Source organism: Acinetobacter pittii, from assembly GCF_034067285.1.
In the GTDB taxonomy this organism is placed as follows: Bacteria; Pseudomonadota; Gammaproteobacteria; order Pseudomonadales; family Moraxellaceae; genus Acinetobacter; species Acinetobacter pittii_E.
Map to the genome: position 1 here is coordinate 938,193 of NZ_CP139286.1, position 17,416 is coordinate 955,608.

Consider the following 17,416-nt stretch of genomic DNA (forward strand, 5'->3'; position numbering starts at 1 on the left):
AAGCCTGCTGAAACCAGTAAGCGAATAAATAAAGATAAACGGTGTGGTATAAGGATTGGTATTAAGCAAATTTCAAAGAGAAATGTGTTTTTACCGGGTCGATAGATGAGTGACTACACGTCGAATCTTCTGGAATCAAATAATTCAGTAAATCTGGAAATGGCCCAAAACCTGAGGCAACATTAATATGACCAACTTCACCAAGATTCACTGGATTTAACTTCCATGATTTTGCAAGTTGTAAAGCATCAAAAAGACCAAGCCAAGGATCGTTCTCACTAATGAGTAGCGTTGCAGGCACATCAATGTTTAATTGATGAAAATACGCTTTGTAGTCGGTCAAGCTATGGCGAGCAAATCCTGCTTCCCCAAAGCGTGCTGGATTTGCTGGCGCGACTAAAATAAGTTTCTTCACTTGGCTTCTTAATTCTGGATACTCTGCTAAAGCAGCAACACTTGTTAAACATCCAAAACTATGGGCAACAATCTGAACAGGAGCTGGTGCTGCTTGAACTGTTTTAACAAATTGTTCAACCCATTCGCTTAGTACGGGTCTATCCCAGTTTTTTTGCTCAACACGAGAACTAGACACGAGTTGACGCTGCAACCAAGATTGCCAATGTTGATGTTCACTACCACCTACACCCGGAACAATTACAGTGTGAATCATGTCTGTTCTCCTTATCTTTAGTACAAAGAATTACTTCTCTGCACTATTGATTTTCACGATTTGATCGAAAACACCACCATTATCAAAGTGTTGTTTTTGCACTTTTGTCCAACCACCAAATTCTTTGTCGATGGTTACAAGCTTCAATGGCTTAAATACATTGCTGTATTTCTTAAGAACAGCTGCGTTACGCGGACGGTAGAAGTTACGAGCTGCAATTTCTTGACCAGCAGGTGAGTACAAGTAGTTGAGATAACCTTTAGCAATCGTTAAGTTGCCTTTTTTAGCTGCATTCTTCTCTACAATTGCAACTGGAGGCTCTGCTAAGATCGAAAGAGACGGGGTAATAATTTCAAATTTGCCTGGTTGTTCGCGAAGAGCTAAATGAGCTTCGTTTTCCCAAGCTAGCAATACATCACCAATACCACGCTCAGCAAAAGTAGTCGTTGCACCACGTGCACCCGAATCTAGAACTTTAGTGTGTTTATAAATTTGACGAACGTACTCTTGTGCTTTTGCATCATTGCCACCCGGTTGATGTTTTGCCCAAGCCCAAGCTGCAAGATAATTCCAACGAGCACCACCAGAAGTTTTCGGGTTTGGTGTAATAATTTCTACACCAGGTTTGATTAAATCAGCCCAGTCTTTGATTTGTTTTGGATTGCCTTTACGCACTAAAAACACAATCGTTGATGTATATGGCGTTGAGTTTTGTGGCAGTTTTTTCTGCCAGTCTGTTGGAAGTAGTTTTGCTTTTTCAGCAATTTCATCGATATCAGCCGCAAGTGCCAATGTCACTACATCTGCATTTAAGCCATCAATAACCGCACGCGCCTGTTTACCAGAACCACCGTGTGATTGCTTAAACTCAATATCTTGACCCGTACGTTGTTTCCAATAAGTACCGAACTGTTTGTTGAAATCTGTATATAACTCACGAGTTGGATCGTAAGAAACGTTTAAAAACTCTTGAGCTGCAAATGATGAAACAGAAAGAAGTGCAGCGATAACCCCGACTTTTAATTGAGAAAAACGCATGAGATAAGTCCTCAAAAAATATGAAATGTTCAAAACATGAACGCAGAATAGCGCTAGTCTTTATTCTAAAAAAATAATAAAAAACGAATTTAATATGAAAAAAATAGAAATACTAAAAAGAGATAAACTATTCTTAAATCTTGATATATAACAAGTTTCAAAAGTTAATACGAAATCGGTATAATTTTTTAAAATCAATCATTTATTATTTAAATGAAAGGTGTCGTTTTTGTTGTCCGGTTTTTAAGAAAGGGTGATCAAACATGTGGTGTTTTAAAAATGGGCAACCTGTTGAGACCATTCCTTTATTGGATCGAGCATTTCATTATGGTGATGGGTGCTTTACCACAATTCGTGTTTTTCAAAACCAGATTGAGCTTAAAGAAAGACACTGGGAGCGTCTAAAACTTGCATGTCAAAGACTGTCTTTAACTGCAAATTTTGAACTCATAGAACAAAGCTTACAGCAATTACAAAAGCAAAATCTTGTGCTCAACGGCACTTTAAAAATTGTGATTAGTCGTGGTGAAGGTGACCGTGGTTATAGTTTGCCAAATCATGAAGCAGATATTTATATCTGGTTTTATCCAAAAGCTTTAGAGCCATTTTTGCCAGACTCTATCCAGTGTGGTGTCTTAAATCAGGCTCTAGGTTTAACCATGCCGAGCTTGGTCGGACTCAAATCTTTAAACCGTCTTGAACAAGTATTGCTAAAAAAAGAAGCAGATCAACTCGGGTGGGCTGAAGCATTAGTGACTGATGTACAAGGTTATATTGTTGAAGGGATCAGCAGTAATTGTTTTATTCGTTTAAATGATAGATGGATTACTCCTGAACTTCGCTATAATGGCGTCCACGGTGTAATGCGGGCAGAAATTCTGGCGCGTATGCAGCACCATGGTATTGCCTGTGAAGTACGTGTGATTGAATTAGATGAAGTATCTGAAATACAAAGTCTATTCTTTTGTAATGCTTTAAACCCTATGCGAGTAGTCACTCATTTAGGCGAAAAAATGCTAGATACACAGGCATGCATAGATTTATTTCATATCCTTAACTTAAATCAGATTCATTAATATGCCGAAGCCACCTGTGAATGCGAAAGCAAAAAACGTTAAGAAAAATAACAAAAAACAAGCTCCAAAATTTTCTAAGCGATTGGTTCTAATTGGCCTTTTTATTGTTTTAATCTCTACTTTTGCCATTTTATGGTCAAGCTTGTTTAAGGCTTATCCTGTTGAAGGAAAAAAACAGATGTTATCGATTACATCTGGAGAAACTTATTCTGGTTTTATTGATCGTTTGGCAAAAGAAGGCAAAATTAGCTTTCCTATCGTATTAAAGCTTTATCAAAAGTTTATGATTCATGACAGCATGAAAGCTGGCGTGTATGAAATTGAACAAGGGATGAGTGTAAGACAAGTATTAGAGATGTTATCTGATGCTGATAATGCTCAGATGAACCGTGTTTTGGTCATTGAAGGTACAACTTTTAAGCAGCTTATTACTGCACTTAAAAATGATAAAAATGTAAAAAATACAATATTGGATTTACCTAACGATCAGCTTATGAAAGCGCTTGGGATTCCTTACGATCATCCAGAAGGCTTGTTCGCGCCGAATACTTATTTCTTTGCCAAAGGCGAGACTGACAAGAAAATTCTTACCGATTTATATCATCGTCAAATAAAAGCTCTCGATGCAGCTTGGGCAAAACGCGCGCCGAATTTACCTTATAAAGACAAATATGAAGCATTAATTATGGCTTCTATTGTTGAGAAAGAAACAAGTTTAGATAGTGAACTTACACAAGTTTCTGGCGTTTTTGTCCGCCGTTTAAAACTCGGTATGCGTTTACAAACAGATCCTACGGTTATTTACGGTATGGGTAATAACTATAAAGGTAATATTACCCGAGAAGACCTGCGTACCCCAACGCCATATAATACTTATACCATTAATGGTTTGCCTCCAACTCCAATTGCTTTACCAAGCCAAAAAGCGATTGAAGCAGCGTTACATCCAGATAACTCAAACAACATCTATTTTGTAGCGACTGGTAATGGTGGGCATAAATTTACGGCAAGTTTGCAAGCGCATAATCAAGCGGTGCAGGACTATTTATCCGTGTTGAGATCGAAGAAATAAGGAAAAGAGATGTTTATTAGCTTTGAAGGCACGGAAGGGGTAGGTAAAACTACACTCATTCGAAAAATTCATCAGTATTTTGAAGAACAAGGCAAACAAGTTGTTTTAACTCGAGAGCCGGGTGGGACGCCGCTAGCTGAACAAATTCGTTCAATGCTTTTAGCAGTGAATCATGATGAAAACATGAGTCATGATACTGAACTATTGCTTATTTATGCGGCACGTGCTCAACATTTACAACAGGTTATTTTGCCGGCTCTAGACGCTAACAAAATTGTATTAAGTGATCGTTTTACTGATGCAAGTTTTGCTTATCAATGTTCTGGTCGTGGTTTAAGCCAAGATAAATTACAGCTTTTAAATCAGAACTTTGTTTCGCGCATGCCTGAGGTGACTTTCTGGTTAGATGCACCGATTGAACTTGGTATGAACCGTGCCCGTGAGCGTGGAGCATTAGACCGTTTTGAACAAGAAAAGTTAAGCTTCTTTACTAAGGTTCGTGAAGGCTATGAAACCTTGTGGAAAGCTGAACCAGAACGTATTAAGCGAATAGATGCAACCCAAAGTCCTGATCAGGTGTTCGAACAGGCATTGCAATATTTAGGATAAGCAATTGAATGAGCCACTCTTATAAAAATGGGAGTGGTTAAAAATGATGTTAATTCTGATTTAAAACGTCATAGAAAAGATCTGTTATTTTCTTATGCTATCTTACATATGATTTTATAGATTGAAGAATAACAAGGATGAAAAGCTCAAAAGAAGAAATCGTGGCATTTCTTGAAAAGGAATTTCCACCCAGTCTTGAACATTGCACGATTGAATCAGTCACCCCAAAAGCTGCAGTTGTTTACTATCATGTTGATCAAAGACATCAACGTCCAGGTGGCACCATATCTGGCCCAACCATGATGACTTTGGCAGATTTTGCGTTATATATTGCGATATTAGGTGAGATCGGCCTTGTTGGTTTAGCCGTAACCACTAACTTTAATATTAATTTTTTAAGAAAGCCCGCGGGTGATCAAGACTTACGTAGTGAATGTAAACTCATGAAAGTAGGAAAGAGTTTAGTGGTGGGTGAGGTTTGGATTTATTCGGTCGGTTTAGATGAACCCGTTGCGCATGTGACCGCGACTTATTCAATACCACCTAAATCATAAAGATTAAAGCAAATAAAAAGCACAGTCTGAACTGTGCTTTTTTGTAGAAGAACAACTTAAATATCAGTATTAACTAAGGGCTGTTCTACTGCAAAATTTGGAGGAGTTAAAACCGTTTTACGAATCTCACTCGAAGTTTCCGGATAATCAAGTGTGTAATGCAGACCACGTGATTCTTTGCGTTGCATAGCACAGCGCACAATCATTTCAGATACTAAAACAAGGTTACGCAGCTCGATCAGGTTTTTACTGACACGGTAATCTTGATAATATTCAGTGATTTCGCGCTTTAACATTTCAATACGGTGTAAAGCACGTTCTAAACGTTTCGTAGTCCTTACAATACCAACGTAGTTCCACATGGTCGAACGTAACTCATCCCAGTTTTGTAAAATCACCACATCTTCATCTGGATTAGTTACTTGTGAGTCATCCCAAGTGGGTACTTCCGGTAATTTGAAGTTTTCATCAAATTTATTTTCGATATCTTTTGCTGCACTCATACCGTAAACGAAGCACTCAAGTAATGAGTTACTTGCCATACGGTTTGCACCATGTAAGCCCGTATATGACGTTTCACCAATCGCATAGAGACCTTCAATATCGGTTTGGCTATTTGAGTCAACCACCACACCACCACAAGTGTAATGAGCTGCCGGCACCACTGGAATCATGTCTTTGGTAATGTCTATGCCTAACTCAAGCAATCGTGCATAAAGTGTAGGGAAGTGCTCTTTAATGAACTCAGGTGATTTATGGGTAATGTCTAACCAGACATGACGAATACCAAGACGCTTGATTTCATGGTCAATGGTACGTGCCACAATATCGCGGGGAGCTAATTCTGCACGATCATCAAAACGTAGCATAAAACGTTCGCCATCCGGCAAGCGCAAGTAAGCGCCTTCACCACGCATAGCTTCAGTAATTAAAAAAGAGCGGGCTTGAGGATGGTAGAGACAAGTTGGATGGAACTGATTAAATTCCATATTCGCTACACGACAACCTGCACGGTAAGCCATCGCAATACCGTCACCTGTAGCAATATCTGGATTAGATGTGTACAGGTAAGCTTTCATTGCACCGCCGCAAGCCAGTGCGGTAAATGGGGCAAGGAAAGTATGAACCTTTTCAGTGTTTTCATCTAATGCATATAAACCAATAGCACGATTCGCTTGGTCGGTATGGCCTAATTTATGTGAAGTGATTAAATCAATCGCAATATAGTTTTCAAAAATAGTAATATTTTTACGTTCTTTGGCACGTTCAACCAAAGTGGTTGAAATAGCTTTACCTGTTGCATCCGCAGAATGGATAATGCGGCGCTGAGAGTGACCACCTTCGCGAGTTAAGTGAAGCTGCTCATCCTCATCTAGAGTAAATTGCACGCCTTGTTTTAAAAGAAAATCAACAGAAGGGCGGCCGCCTTCTACGGTATGTTGCACTGCATCCATTTCACATAAATGAGCGCCTGCAATCATAGTGTCATTAATGTGCTGTTGAATAGAGTCAGTCTCGTCAAGAACAGCAGCAACGCCCCCTTGAGCATAAAAGGTACTTGCTTCGGTTAGAGCAGCTTTGGCTAAAACTGCAATATTAAAATGATTTGGTAACGATAAAGCCAGACTTAAACCAGCGCCGCCGCTGCCCACAATAATCACGTCAAAGTGGTGAATTGTCTGTAAATTAGGCATGTCCATTCGCTTCAATTTAAAACGTCCGCTAATGACACCCCTTTTTACCTAAAAAGGCAAGAGCCTAAGCGCTCTAACTCAGAGAAAAATTGCAATTGGCTTAAAAAGTTGCAATGCGTAAAATAATCCTTGTGGTGACGTATTACAAATAAACATATTGTTACGCACAACCTCAAAGCGTTGTGATACAACAGTTTTATCCTTATTCTCGTAGACCAATTGTGGGTGAGCACCGAATGAAATCTCGCTATTTACAACAAGGAATGTATGCAGCGGTATTTACAGTTGCTGCTGTTCAAGCAAATGCTGCTGTTGATTTTTCAAATCTTGTTGAACAAGTTAGTCCGGCAGTCGTGAGTGTAAATGTCGTAAAAAAAATGACTCAGGATGAACTGTTGCAGCAGCAAGTTCCTGAAATTTTAAAACGTTTCTTTGGCAATCAGGTCATCATTCCACAACAACAAGGTCCACAAGAAAAGACAGCTTACGGAAGTGCATTCTTTATTAGTAAAGATGGTTACTTACTTACTAACCATCATGTGATTGAAAATGCCTCTCGTATCAGTATTACTTTAAATGACCGACGTGAAATTGATGCAACTGTAGTGGGTAGTGATGAGCGTACAGATGTTGCCTTGTTAAAGGTCAATGGAACTAACTATCCAGCTTTACGAGTAGGTAATGTTGACCGTTTACGTGTCGGTGAACCTGTTTTAGCAATTGGTTCGCCGTTTGGTTTTGACTACTCAGCTTCGGCAGGTATTGTCAGTGCAAAATCACGAAACATGAGCGGTGAAACTTCGGTGCCATTTATTCAAACAGATGTGGCTTTAAACCCGGGTAACTCAGGTGGTCCATTGTTTAACCAAAATGGTGAAGTGGTCGGGGTAAACTCTCGAATATTTAGTGGGACTGGCGGCTATATGGGCTTGTCTTTCTCTATTCCGATTGATGTAGCCATGGACGTTGCAGACCAGCTTAAAACAAAAGGTAAAGTAACACGCTCTTACCTTGGTGTAATGATGCAAGATATTGACCGAAACCTTGCTGATGCCTACAAATTACCAAAACCTGAAGGTGCTTTAATTACTCAAATTTCTCCGAACTCACCTGCACAAAAAGCAGGGCTGAGAGCGGGTGACGTGATTTTAAAATTAAATGGTGCATCTGTACTTCGTACGAGTGATTTACTCTACGCATTAAATAAAGTACAGCCAAACCAAACTGTTCAGTTTGAAGTATTACGTGATGATAAAACACGCAATATTTCAGCGACCTTAACAACTGCACCAGATGAAACGCCTGCCACTGGTACAAAAGGTGCTACATCTAAAGGGCCAGTTCTAGGCATGAGTATTCGTGATTTAGCTGAACCGGAAAAAAATGCGTTGAGCGTGAAAGGCGGTATTTATGTACAAGATGTTCGCCGTGGTGGTTTAGCATCACTGTCAAATATCATTCCGGGTGATGTGATTACTCAAGTCAATAATAACCAGATTTTAAATAGTCAGGATTTTGCAAAAGTTGTTTCTAACTTGCCGAAAAATACAGTAGCACGTGTTGCTATTATTCGTCAGGGACAGCGTGCGATGCTTGGTTTGCGTATTCAATAATCTTCAACCAGATTACTAAGCCACCCTAAAATGGGTGGTTTTTGTTATTTAACTTGAGCGTTTAGCGATATCTACCTACACTTAATTTCAGTTTTAAGGTTAATAAATAAGAGTGTTCATTTGTGAGTAGTATTTTTGATTTACATATTGAGGTGCAGCCACATCACATTGATGCGTTAGGACACGTAAATAATGTAATGTATGTTCAATGGATGCAAGATGTAGCTGCTGCCCATGTTGAAACTTTGGGAGTAGGGGTAACTAAATATCTTGAGTTAAAACATGCCATGGTCGCGGTTGAGCATCATGTGCAATATCGTAAAGCTGCATTTGAAGGCGAAAAAATTGTATTACGCACATGGTTAGATGACATTAACGCCCTTTATTCGTTCCGCCAGTATGTGTTTTTCCGCCCATCAGATCAGTCCGTATTATTCGTTGGAAATACCAAATGGGCATGTATTGAAATTGCTTCAGGTCGTCCTAAACGAATGTCGCCAACTTTTACTCATGCATATACGCCGCTTGATTCAAGCATAAATCCTTATGATTTTACCGTTTCATATGCTCAATAATTGGACGTAATACACTTCCTTTGACTGTCCTTTTTTAAAACATAAGTACAAAGCTCATGATTATTTTGGATACTTTAAAATATGCATCTGTTATAATCTCACGCAATTTATTTAACCGCTTTGGCTGTGTATTAAAACAAGCTACATAGCACTCTATATTTTCTCAAGGTAACCCATGGCGCAAGCTAAAAAATCCGTCGATATCAAAAATATACGAAATTTCTCGATTATTGCCCACATTGACCATGGTAAGTCTACATTGGCTGACCGTTTTATTCAGATGTGTGGTGGTCTACAAGATCGTGAAATGCAAGCTCAAGTCTTAGACTCAATGGAGCTTGAGCGTGAACGTGGGATTACCATTAAAGCCGCTTCCGTCACGCTATATTACACCCATCCAAATGGTCAGGAATATCAACTAAACTTTATTGATACACCTGGGCACGTTGACTTTTCTTATGAAGTTTCTCGCTCATTAGCTGCATGTGAAGGTGCGCTATTGGTTGTAGATGCTGCACAAGGTGTTGAAGCGCAATCAGTTGCAAACTGCTATACAGCAATTGAACAAGGTCTCGAAGTTCTTCCTATTCTAAATAAAATTGATTTACCACAGGCTGAACCTGAGCGTGTAATTCATGAAATTGAAGAAATTATCGGGATTGAAGCGACAGATGCACCAACTTGTTCAGCAAAAACTGGTTTAGGTGTTGAAGGCGTACTCGAGCGTTTGGTTGATGTTATTCCAGCACCAGAAGGTGATCGTGAAGCACCATTACAAGCATTAATTATCGACTCATGGTTTGATAACTACTTAGGCGTAGTTTCTCTTGTTCGTATTAAACAAGGTCGTATCCGTAAGGGCGACAAAATGTTGGTTAAGTCGACAGGGCAAACTCATCCGGTAACTTCTGTAGGTGTATTTAATCCTAAGCATACTGAAACAGATATCCTTGAAGCTGGTGAAGTAGGTTTTGTTATCGCGGGTATTAAAGATATTTTTGGTGCGCCAGTAGGTGACACCATTACACTTGCGTCTACACCGGAAGTCACAACTTTACCGGGTTTCAAAAAGGTTAAACCGCAGGTATATGCTGGTCTTTTCCCGATTGATGCGAGTGACTTCGAACCATTCCGTGAAGCATTACAAAAATTACAGATCAATGACTCGGCTTTATTCTTTGAACCAGAAAGTTCAGATGCTTTAGGCTTTGGTTTCCGTTGTGGCTTCTTAGGTATGCTACATATGGAAATTGTACAAGAGCGCTTAGAACGTGAGTACGATCTTGATCTCATCAGTTCTGCACCTACTGTAATTTATGAAGCATTAACCAAGAAAGGCGAAACGATTTACATCGATAGTCCATCAAAAATGCCAGATGGATCGACTGTAGAAGATTTACGTGAACCAATTGCGGAGTGTCATATCCTTGTTCCTCAAGAATATTTAGGGAACGTAATGACGCTATGTATCGAACGTCGTGGTGTACAAAAAGATATGAAATTCTTGGGTAACCAAGTTTCTATTACTTTTGAAATCCCGATGGCTGAAGTTGTTATGGACTTCTTTGACAGATTGAAGTCATGTTCTCGTGGCTTTGCATCGCTAGACTATAACTTTGTACGTTTTGAAAGTTCAGCTTTAGTTAAGGTTGATGTGTTAATTAATAGCGAAAAGGTCGATGCCTTGGCTATGATTTGCCACCGTAATGATGCACGCCATCGTGGTATTGCATTGGTTGAGAAAATGAAAGATTTAATTCCTCGCCAAATGTTCGATGTTGCTATTCAGGCAGCAATCGGTGCGCAAATTATTGCCCGTTCTACCGTAAAAGCGATGCGTAAAAACGTATTGGCAAAATGTTATGGTGGTGACGTTTCGCGTAAGAAAAAACTACTTTCTAAACAAAAAGAAGGTAAGAAACGTATGAAACAAGTGGGAAGTGTTGAAATTCCACAAGAAGCGTTCTTGGCTGTATTGAAAGTAGAAAGATAAGAAATGAGGGTGGGGGAAAGGAGTTATTTCTTTTCCCCACTGTAATACAAGCAGCGAGGCTGCGAGTGAGGTCATGTGGATTTTGATTTTAATTTAATTCTTGTTCCAGTTACGCTGATTCTATTTGCAGTGTGGTTGTTAGATAAACTTGTATTAAAACAGCGTGCAAATAAAGGGCGCGGGAACGAAAATTTTGTCATTACATGGGCCTATGACTTTTGGCCGGTTTTAGCTGTAGTCCTTGTACTTCGTTCATTTCTTTATGAACCATTTAATATTCCGTCGGATTCTATGGTGCCAACTCTAGAAACTGGTGATTTTATTCTCGTTAATAAATTTGATTATGGTGTGCGTTTACCTATTGTTAATAAGAAAATTATTGATGTTGGTGAACCAAAGCGTGGTGATGTAATTGTATTCCGTTATCCACCTCAACCAACAATTAGCTATATTAAACGTGTAATTGGTTTACCTGGTGATCATATTGTTTACGACCATGGGCAATTGATTATTAATGGGCAAAAAGTACCGAAAGTATTAACACAGTTCAGTCGTGAAAAAGATGTAATGGATACGCCAACGTCTATTTATCATAAAGAGACGATTGGTGAGCATACCTTTACAATGCGTGAGCTTGAAGGCGTAAATGTGGCGCGTCAAGCACCGTTTATCAACTATGTTGAAAATGGTAAATATGCAAACCAAGACGGTTTATATTGGGAAGTGACTGTTCCAAAAGGACATTACTTTGCGATGGGGGATAACCGCGATCAAAGTGCAGACAGTCGTTTCTGGGGCTTTGTTCCTGAAGAAAACTTAACAGGACGAGCATTCTATGTGTGGATGCATAAAGAACCGGGCTTACACCTTCCTAACTTTGGCCGAAATGGAAAAATAGATTAAAAACAACCATTAGGAAAAAAAGAAATGCGTAAGGCACAACAGGGTACTTCGTATTTAGCAATTTTATTTGGGGTGGTTATATTTGCAATTACAGTAAAAGCTGTACTTGCAGTTTGGCCAGCATATTGGGATGATCGGCTGATTAATAATCAGATAGAAGAGCTTTTACAAGAAAGCTCTTCTGAGATCACACCACAAAAGTTTGTAACACAAATGGATCAGCGACTCGAAATGAACAATGTTCGTGATCTCCACTTTAAAGAGATCGCTCAAGTGTTTAATCAGTCAGGTCTAACGGTCAAAAAGAAATATGAAGTAAGAAAACCTTTCTTATTTAATATTGATTTAGTTTTAACATTTGAGAAGAGTTTTGATAAAACATCAGTTCAAACTAAGTGATCCTCGCTTACTGAGTCGAATCGGATATCAATTTAAGCAGCTTGAGTTGTTACAGTTAGCTTTGACTCATCGTTCGGTGAGTCATAAATACAATTACGAGCGTTTAGAGTTTCTGGGTGATTCATTATTAGGTATGATCATCGCTAATTATCTATATCATGCCTATCCAAATGAAAATGAAGGTCGCCTCACGCGTATGCGAGCGACTTTAGTTCGTCAGGAAGCTTTAGGTAAAATTGCAACAGATTTGCAACTTAGTCGGTGTTTAATATTAAGTACAGGTGAGTTGAAGTCTGGCGGTCATCATCGCGAGTCAATATTAGCAGATACGGTGGAAGCAATTATTGGCGCAATCTATCTTGATAGTGGTGATCTCAACTTACTTAAAGATATTGTGCTAAAATGGTACATACCCTATTTAGACCATATAGAACCTACGGATCAACTCAAAGATCCGAAATCACGTTTACAAGAGTATCTACAAGCACGTAAAAAACCTCTCCCTGTTTACGAGGTTGTAGATATTCAGGGTGATGCACCTCATCAGCACTTTAAAGTTGAATGTGTAGTAGATGGTTTACCGAAGATTTATGGTGAGGGTTCAAGTCGTCGTTTTGCCGAGCAGGCAGCAGCGGCGGAAATTTTAAAGTTATTGGAGCAATAACCTGCATGTCGATGCATTCTGATCAAATCAATCCAGATTCAAATGAAAACCAAGATCCTAATAATCTGATTGATCAATTTTTTAGTTCCAAAGGCGTTACAATCCCTTCGGATTTTAAGAGCGGATTTGTGGCGATTGTAGGACGTCCAAATGTGGGTAAATCTACCCTCATGAACCATTTGTTAGGTCAAAAACTCTCTATTACTTCGCGTAAGCCTCAAACTACACGTCATAAAATTATTGGTATTGATTCACGTGAAAAAATGCAGGCGGTATACGTAGATACCCCGGGTATGCATAAAAAAGAAGTGCGTGCTATTAATAAAATGATGAACCGTGCTGCACACTCTGCATTACGTGACGTTAATTTAGTTTTATTTGTTATTGATGCTTATAAGTGGACTCAAAACGACGATTTAGTGCTTGAGAAACTCAAGAATGCTGAAATGCCGGTTATTTTAGTCATTAATAAGGCGGATACGTTTGAAGATAAAAGAGAGATTCTTCCACTTATTCAAGAACGTGCCAAACTTATGAATTTTGCTGAGATTGTTCCTGTTTCTGCATTACGTGGAGCAAACTTAGAACACTTAAGCGAAACGATTGAGAAGTATCTTCCTTATCAACCACCTTTGTATTCATTTGATCAGATTACTGATCGCTCTGAGCGTTTCTTGGCGAGTGAAATTATTCGCGAAAAAATCATGCGTCAGTTAGGTGAAGAGCTTCCTTATGATTTAACAGTACAAATTGAATCTTTCAAAACGGAAGAGGCAACTGTTAATGAAAAAACTGGTCGTTTAAAACCAGCTTGTACCTATATTGATGCAACGATTTTTGTAGACCGTGCTGGTCAAAAAGCCATTGTAATTGGTGAGAAAGGAACCAAGCTTAAAACGATTGGTATGGATGCTCGAAAAGACATGGAAAAAATGTTTGAGCAAAAAATTATGCTCACACTTTGGGTAAAAGTGAAGGGTGGCTGGTCTGATGATGAGCGTGCTCTAAAAAGCTTAGGATATAGTGATATCTAAAGGATAAGGATACTGGTATGAAAACAATTACATCATTAATCGCTATACTTGGATGTACATTGCTGTTACAGGGTTGTGTATATAAGCTTGTAACCGTACCAGTAGGTATCGCCTATAAAACTACCAAAGGTGTAGTTAAAGGTACAGCAGCCGTCGTAGGTGCTGTGATTCCTGATGGTGATGATAAAAAAGAAAAAGAATCTGAGGAATAGATTCTTTTTATGATGCGCAATGAAGTCCTCCATGGATATATGATTCATCATCGTAAGTACCGTGAAAAAAGTCATATTGTGCATCTTTTTACTCAGGAATATGGGCGAGTCGATGGTATTTTAAGACAGACTCCGCCTCCTCAATATCAACCTATTCGCCTGCAAGCAACGGGTAAAAGTGAACTCAAGAATTTTACAAAGCTAGAAATATTAAATCAGCCAGTTTTCTTTTTTGGTGATGCTTTTTTTGCCGGATTCTATTTAAATGAAATTGTTCTTAGACTTTGCCCACTAGAAGAGGCAATGCCGCAAACTTTTGAGCAATATCAATTAACTCTGCTTCAATTACAGCAATTATCTTCGCACGAAAATCCTGACCTTTTTTTGAGACAGATTTTGCGTCAGTTCGAACATGTTTTACTTCCTGAACTTGGTTACGCGATTGATTTCTCAATTGATACTCAACAACAGCCAATACAGGCTCATCAGTTTTATCAATTCCAAGTGACCGAGGGTTTTGCCCCCGTTGTTCAAGCGAGCCGTTCTTCATTGTCAGGTAAAGCAATTTTATCTATGTTGGATTATGAGCAAGGTCAGGATTTTTCTCACGAACAATTGCAATTATTAGGTAAACTATACCGCCAAATGATTACATCGCTTTTAGGTGATCGTCCCCTAAAAAGTCGACAATTATGGATTCAAAACACTCAAACTCAATCGTAATTAGGATTTATTTATGGCTGCATTGCTTGGTGTAAACATAGACCATGTTGCTACTTTGAGACAGGCGCGCGGTACTACTTACCCAGATCCTGTAGAAGCTGCTCTTATTTGTGAACAAGCTGGTGCAGAGGGTATTACTTTGCATTTACGTGAAGATCGTCGTCATATTCAAGATGATGATGTACGTCGCATGCGTCCATTATTAAAAACACGTATGAATCTAGAGTTGGCTGTTACTGATGAAATGGTCGAGTTTGCGAAAGAAATTCAACCACAGCACGTATGTTTTGTTCCTGAGAAACGTCAAGAAGTAACGACTGAAGGTGGTTTGGACGTCGTTGGTAACTTTGAAAAAGTTAAAGCGGCAACTCAAGCCTTAGCGGCTCTTGGTTGTGACGTATCATTATTTATTGATGCTGATTTAGCTCAAATTGATGCAGCAGTTGCATGTGGTTCACCTACGATTGAGTTGCACACGGGTGCATATGCAGATGCGGAAACAGAGCAAGATCAACAAGCTGAATTAGCACGTATTATCAAAGGTGTTGAATACGCAGCTTCAAAAGGTTTGGTTGTAAATGCTGGTCACGGCCTTAACCTAAAAAATATTGCGCCAATTGCAGCTATTCCCCAAATTCATGAATTAAATATTGGGCATTCAATTATTGCTGAAAGTGTTTTTGTAGGTCTGGTTCAAGCTGTTAAAGATATGAAAACAGCGATTCAAGCAGCAGGATAATTACTTATGTCGAGTATCAATTACGATGAACTAATGCAACCTGTGGTGGCCTTTTTAGGGTGCCAAACACCAAATGCATGGTTGGATGAAGCAGTCAATAATTTAGATATCTTGATGCAAGATCATGCGAATTGCGAAAAGAAAGCAGCTAGTACAGCAATGAACTTAATGTTTCGTTATAGCTTCTTTCCTGACTTACAAGTAAAACTAGCTCAACTTGTACGAGAGGAAATGCTCCACTATGAACAAGTGCTTGAGCTTATGGCTAAACGTGGTCAAGAATGGACCGGTTTAAGTGCCGGACGTTATGCGGGTGGGCTGCGCAAAGAGATTCGTACTTATGAACCTGAAGCTTTAATTGATGTACTGGTCATTGGTGCTTTTGTTGAGGCTCGTTCATGTGAACGTTTTTATGCACTTGCTCCGCGTGTAGATGATGAGTTAGGACGTTATTATCGATACTTGCTTAAGTCAGAGTCTCGTCATTTTGAAGACTATCTAGCTCTTGCGCTTGATGTGGCAACCACTGCAAAAATGAAAGATCCTAAAGAGGATATTCAGCAGCGAATTGATCATATTCGTGAGGTTGAAAAGAATCTGATTTTAACACCAGATGATACTTTCCGTTTTCATAGTGGCGTACCAGTCTAATCTTAGATGATTGAAATAAAAAAGTTTATCTCTCTAGATAAACTTTTTTATTATAACTATATAATTCTTTAAAATTAATTTTCAAAAAAATCTTTTATTTTTTAAAGTAATAAAGAATATGATGTAAATATAAAGATAAATCTGTTCAAGATCGGTTTAGCTAAAATAGTTGATTATTTCTAAGGATATAAGAATGTTAGCATTAGTTACAGGTGCCTCAGCGGGCTTTGGTTATAGTATTTCAAAAAAACTGATTGAGTTAGGCTATAACGTTATTGGATGTGGAAGACGAGCAGAAAAGCTAGAAGAATTACAACAAGAGCTCGGTGAAAAATTCTATCCTTTAGTATTTGATATGACAGATACGGCAGAAAATATAAATAAAGTATTGGTTGATTTGCCAGCTGAATTTCAAATCAGTCAAATTGATTTATTGGTGAATAATGCTGGATTGGCATTAGGATTGGAACCCGCAGATAAAGCAGAATTAGATGATTGGTACACAATGATTGATACCAATGTGAAGGGGTTGGTTACGATTACCCGATTAATTTTGCCAAGTATGGTAAAGAAAAAATCAGGTTTAATTATTAATATGGGTTCGATTGCAGGTACATATCCATACCCTGGGGGTAATGTTTATGGAGCAACCAAAGCATTTGTGGAACAATTTAGTTTGAATCTTCGTGCAGATTTAGCTGGTACTGGGGTGCGAGTAACAAATATTGAACCAGGACTTTGCGGTGGTACAGAGTTTTCTTTAGTACGTTTTAAGGGCGATGAGGATAAAGTAAATAGTCTGTATGATAAAAAGAATCCACTCTTGCCTGAAGATATTGCAAATACGGTAGCTTGGATTGCTTCACAACCGCCACACATTAATATTAATCGTATTGAAATGATGCCGACCACGCAATCTTTTAATCCCTTAAAAGTCGTTGAAGTAGATTAATGACTTAAGAAGGTAAGATATTCTTTAGAGTTAGATTGGATCATTAACCCCAAAGGTTCTAAGAATAAAAATTAAATCCTCTATGTGCTGATAGGGGATTTTTTATAACTCTTGATAAATTTTTGGCAAAAAAAAGCCCGCTTTAATGCTGCGGGCTTTTTAGTATTTGGCTCTCCCACCTGGGCTCGAACCAGGGACCTGCGGATTAACAGTCCGTCGCTCTACCGACTGAGCTATGGGAGAAT

19 protein-coding genes and 1 tRNA gene are annotated in these 17,416 nt (G+C 38.8%); 16 read left to right on the plus strand and 4 right to left on the minus strand.

The features are described 5' to 3' along the window. Positions 1-61: 61 nt before the first annotated feature. The gene (locus SOI81_RS04400) at positions 62-670 is read right to left on the minus strand and encodes an alpha/beta hydrolase (protein WP_320541285.1); all 609 of its coding nucleotides are present in this window, start codon (positions 668-670) and stop codon (positions 62-64) included. Positions 671-700: 30 nt separating this feature from the next. Beyond that, a complete protein-coding gene (gene cysP / locus SOI81_RS04405; protein ID WP_104079154.1) occupies positions 701-1,708 on the minus strand; it encodes a sulfate ABC transporter substrate-binding protein in 1,008 nt (335 codons plus the stop codon). 263 nt (positions 1,709-1,971) lie between these two features. Here cysP and pabC point away from each other — a divergent pair, with 263 nt between their 5' ends. The 4 genes from pabC to SOI81_RS04425 all read left to right on the plus strand — a co-directional run bounded on the left by pabC (position 1,972) and on the right by SOI81_RS04425 (position 5,019). After that, complete coding sequence (pabC, locus tag SOI81_RS04410; protein WP_320541286.1) at positions 1,972-2,784, plus strand: aminodeoxychorismate lyase; 813 nt, start codon at positions 1,972-1,974, stop codon at positions 2,782-2,784. Between the two features lies 1 nt (position 2,785). Beyond that, positions 2,786-3,856, plus strand: a complete 1,071-nt coding sequence (mltG, locus tag SOI81_RS04415; RefSeq protein WP_320541287.1) for an endolytic transglycosylase MltG — start codon at positions 2,786-2,788, stop codon at positions 3,854-3,856. A gap of 9 nt (positions 3,857-3,865) precedes the next feature. Continuing rightward, positions 3,866-4,465: a dTMP kinase gene (tmk, locus tag SOI81_RS04420; RefSeq protein WP_016140285.1), complete on the plus strand. Its 600-nt coding sequence runs from the start codon at positions 3,866-3,868 to the stop codon at positions 4,463-4,465. Between the two features lie 137 nt (positions 4,466-4,602). After that, positions 4,603-5,019 carry a PaaI family thioesterase gene (locus SOI81_RS04425; RefSeq protein WP_016140286.1) on the plus strand — a complete coding sequence of 139 codons (417 nt, stop codon included), beginning with the start codon at positions 4,603-4,605 and terminating at the stop codon, positions 5,017-5,019. Positions 5,020-5,075: 56 nt separating this feature from the next. Here the strand turns inward: SOI81_RS04425 and nadB are convergent, their stop codons facing one another. After that, entirely contained in the window at positions 5,076-6,719 is a 1,644-nt protein-coding gene (gene nadB / locus SOI81_RS04430) for an L-aspartate oxidase (RefSeq protein WP_000367525.1), read from the minus strand. A gap of 230 nt (positions 6,720-6,949) precedes the next feature. Here nadB and degP point away from each other — a divergent pair, with 230 nt between their 5' ends. From degP to SOI81_RS04490, 12 genes are all read left to right on the plus strand, one after another. Next, on the plus strand, positions 6,950-8,326 hold the full coding sequence (degP, locus tag SOI81_RS04435) for a Do family serine endopeptidase (RefSeq protein WP_016140288.1): 1,377 nt from the start codon (positions 6,950-6,952) through the stop codon (positions 8,324-8,326). A gap of 122 nt (positions 8,327-8,448) precedes the next feature. After that, positions 8,449-8,901, plus strand: coding sequence for an acyl-CoA thioesterase (locus SOI81_RS04440; RefSeq protein WP_239975166.1), 453 nt, complete (start codon positions 8,449-8,451; stop codon positions 8,899-8,901). A 175-nt stretch (positions 8,902-9,076) separates the two neighbouring features. Next, positions 9,077-10,894, plus strand: a complete 1,818-nt coding sequence (gene lepA / locus SOI81_RS04445) for a translation elongation factor 4 (RefSeq protein WP_016140290.1) — start codon at positions 9,077-9,079, stop codon at positions 10,892-10,894. A gap of 75 nt (positions 10,895-10,969) precedes the next feature. Then, a complete protein-coding gene (gene lepB / locus SOI81_RS04450) occupies positions 10,970-11,797 on the plus strand; it encodes a signal peptidase I (protein WP_016140291.1) in 828 nt (275 codons plus the stop codon). A gap of 24 nt (positions 11,798-11,821) precedes the next feature. Continuing rightward, complete coding sequence (locus SOI81_RS04455) at positions 11,822-12,196, plus strand: DUF4845 domain-containing protein (RefSeq protein WP_262456682.1); 375 nt, start codon at positions 11,822-11,824, stop codon at positions 12,194-12,196. Then, positions 12,168-12,860 carry a ribonuclease III gene (rnc, locus tag SOI81_RS04460; RefSeq protein WP_005067830.1) on the plus strand — a complete coding sequence of 231 codons (693 nt, stop codon included), beginning with the start codon at positions 12,168-12,170 and terminating at the stop codon, positions 12,858-12,860. The genes SOI81_RS04455 and rnc overlap by 29 nt, the downstream gene beginning before the upstream one ends. Positions 12,861-12,871: 11 nt before the next feature. Further along, a complete protein-coding gene (gene era, locus SOI81_RS04465; protein WP_014207367.1) occupies positions 12,872-13,894 on the plus strand; it encodes a GTPase Era in 1,023 nt (340 codons plus the stop codon). A 17-nt stretch (positions 13,895-13,911) separates the two neighbouring features. Beyond that, a complete protein-coding gene (locus SOI81_RS04470) occupies positions 13,912-14,106 on the plus strand; it encodes an NF038104 family lipoprotein (RefSeq protein ID WP_016140293.1) in 195 nt (64 codons plus the stop codon). Positions 14,107-14,115: 9 nt separating this feature from the next. Then, complete coding sequence (recO, locus tag SOI81_RS04475; protein WP_016140294.1) at positions 14,116-14,829, plus strand: DNA repair protein RecO; 714 nt, start codon at positions 14,116-14,118, stop codon at positions 14,827-14,829. Between the two features lie 13 nt (positions 14,830-14,842). Further along, positions 14,843-15,568 carry a pyridoxine 5'-phosphate synthase gene (gene pdxJ, locus SOI81_RS04480; RefSeq protein ID WP_320541288.1) on the plus strand — a complete coding sequence of 242 codons (726 nt, stop codon included), beginning with the start codon at positions 14,843-14,845 and terminating at the stop codon, positions 15,566-15,568. Positions 15,569-15,574: 6 nt separating this feature from the next. Continuing rightward, complete coding sequence (gene miaE, locus SOI81_RS04485) at positions 15,575-16,219, plus strand: tRNA-(ms[2]io[6]A)-hydroxylase (RefSeq protein ID WP_125738403.1); 645 nt, start codon at positions 15,575-15,577, stop codon at positions 16,217-16,219. 193 nt (positions 16,220-16,412) lie between these two features. Further along, entirely contained in the window at positions 16,413-17,171 is a 759-nt protein-coding gene (locus tag SOI81_RS04490) for an SDR family oxidoreductase (RefSeq protein WP_239967123.1), read from the plus strand. A gap of 167 nt (positions 17,172-17,338) precedes the next feature. Here the strand turns inward: SOI81_RS04490 and SOI81_RS04495 are convergent. Next, positions 17,339-17,414, minus strand: a tRNA-Asn gene (locus tag SOI81_RS04495). Between the last annotated feature and the right edge of the window lie 2 nt (positions 17,415-17,416).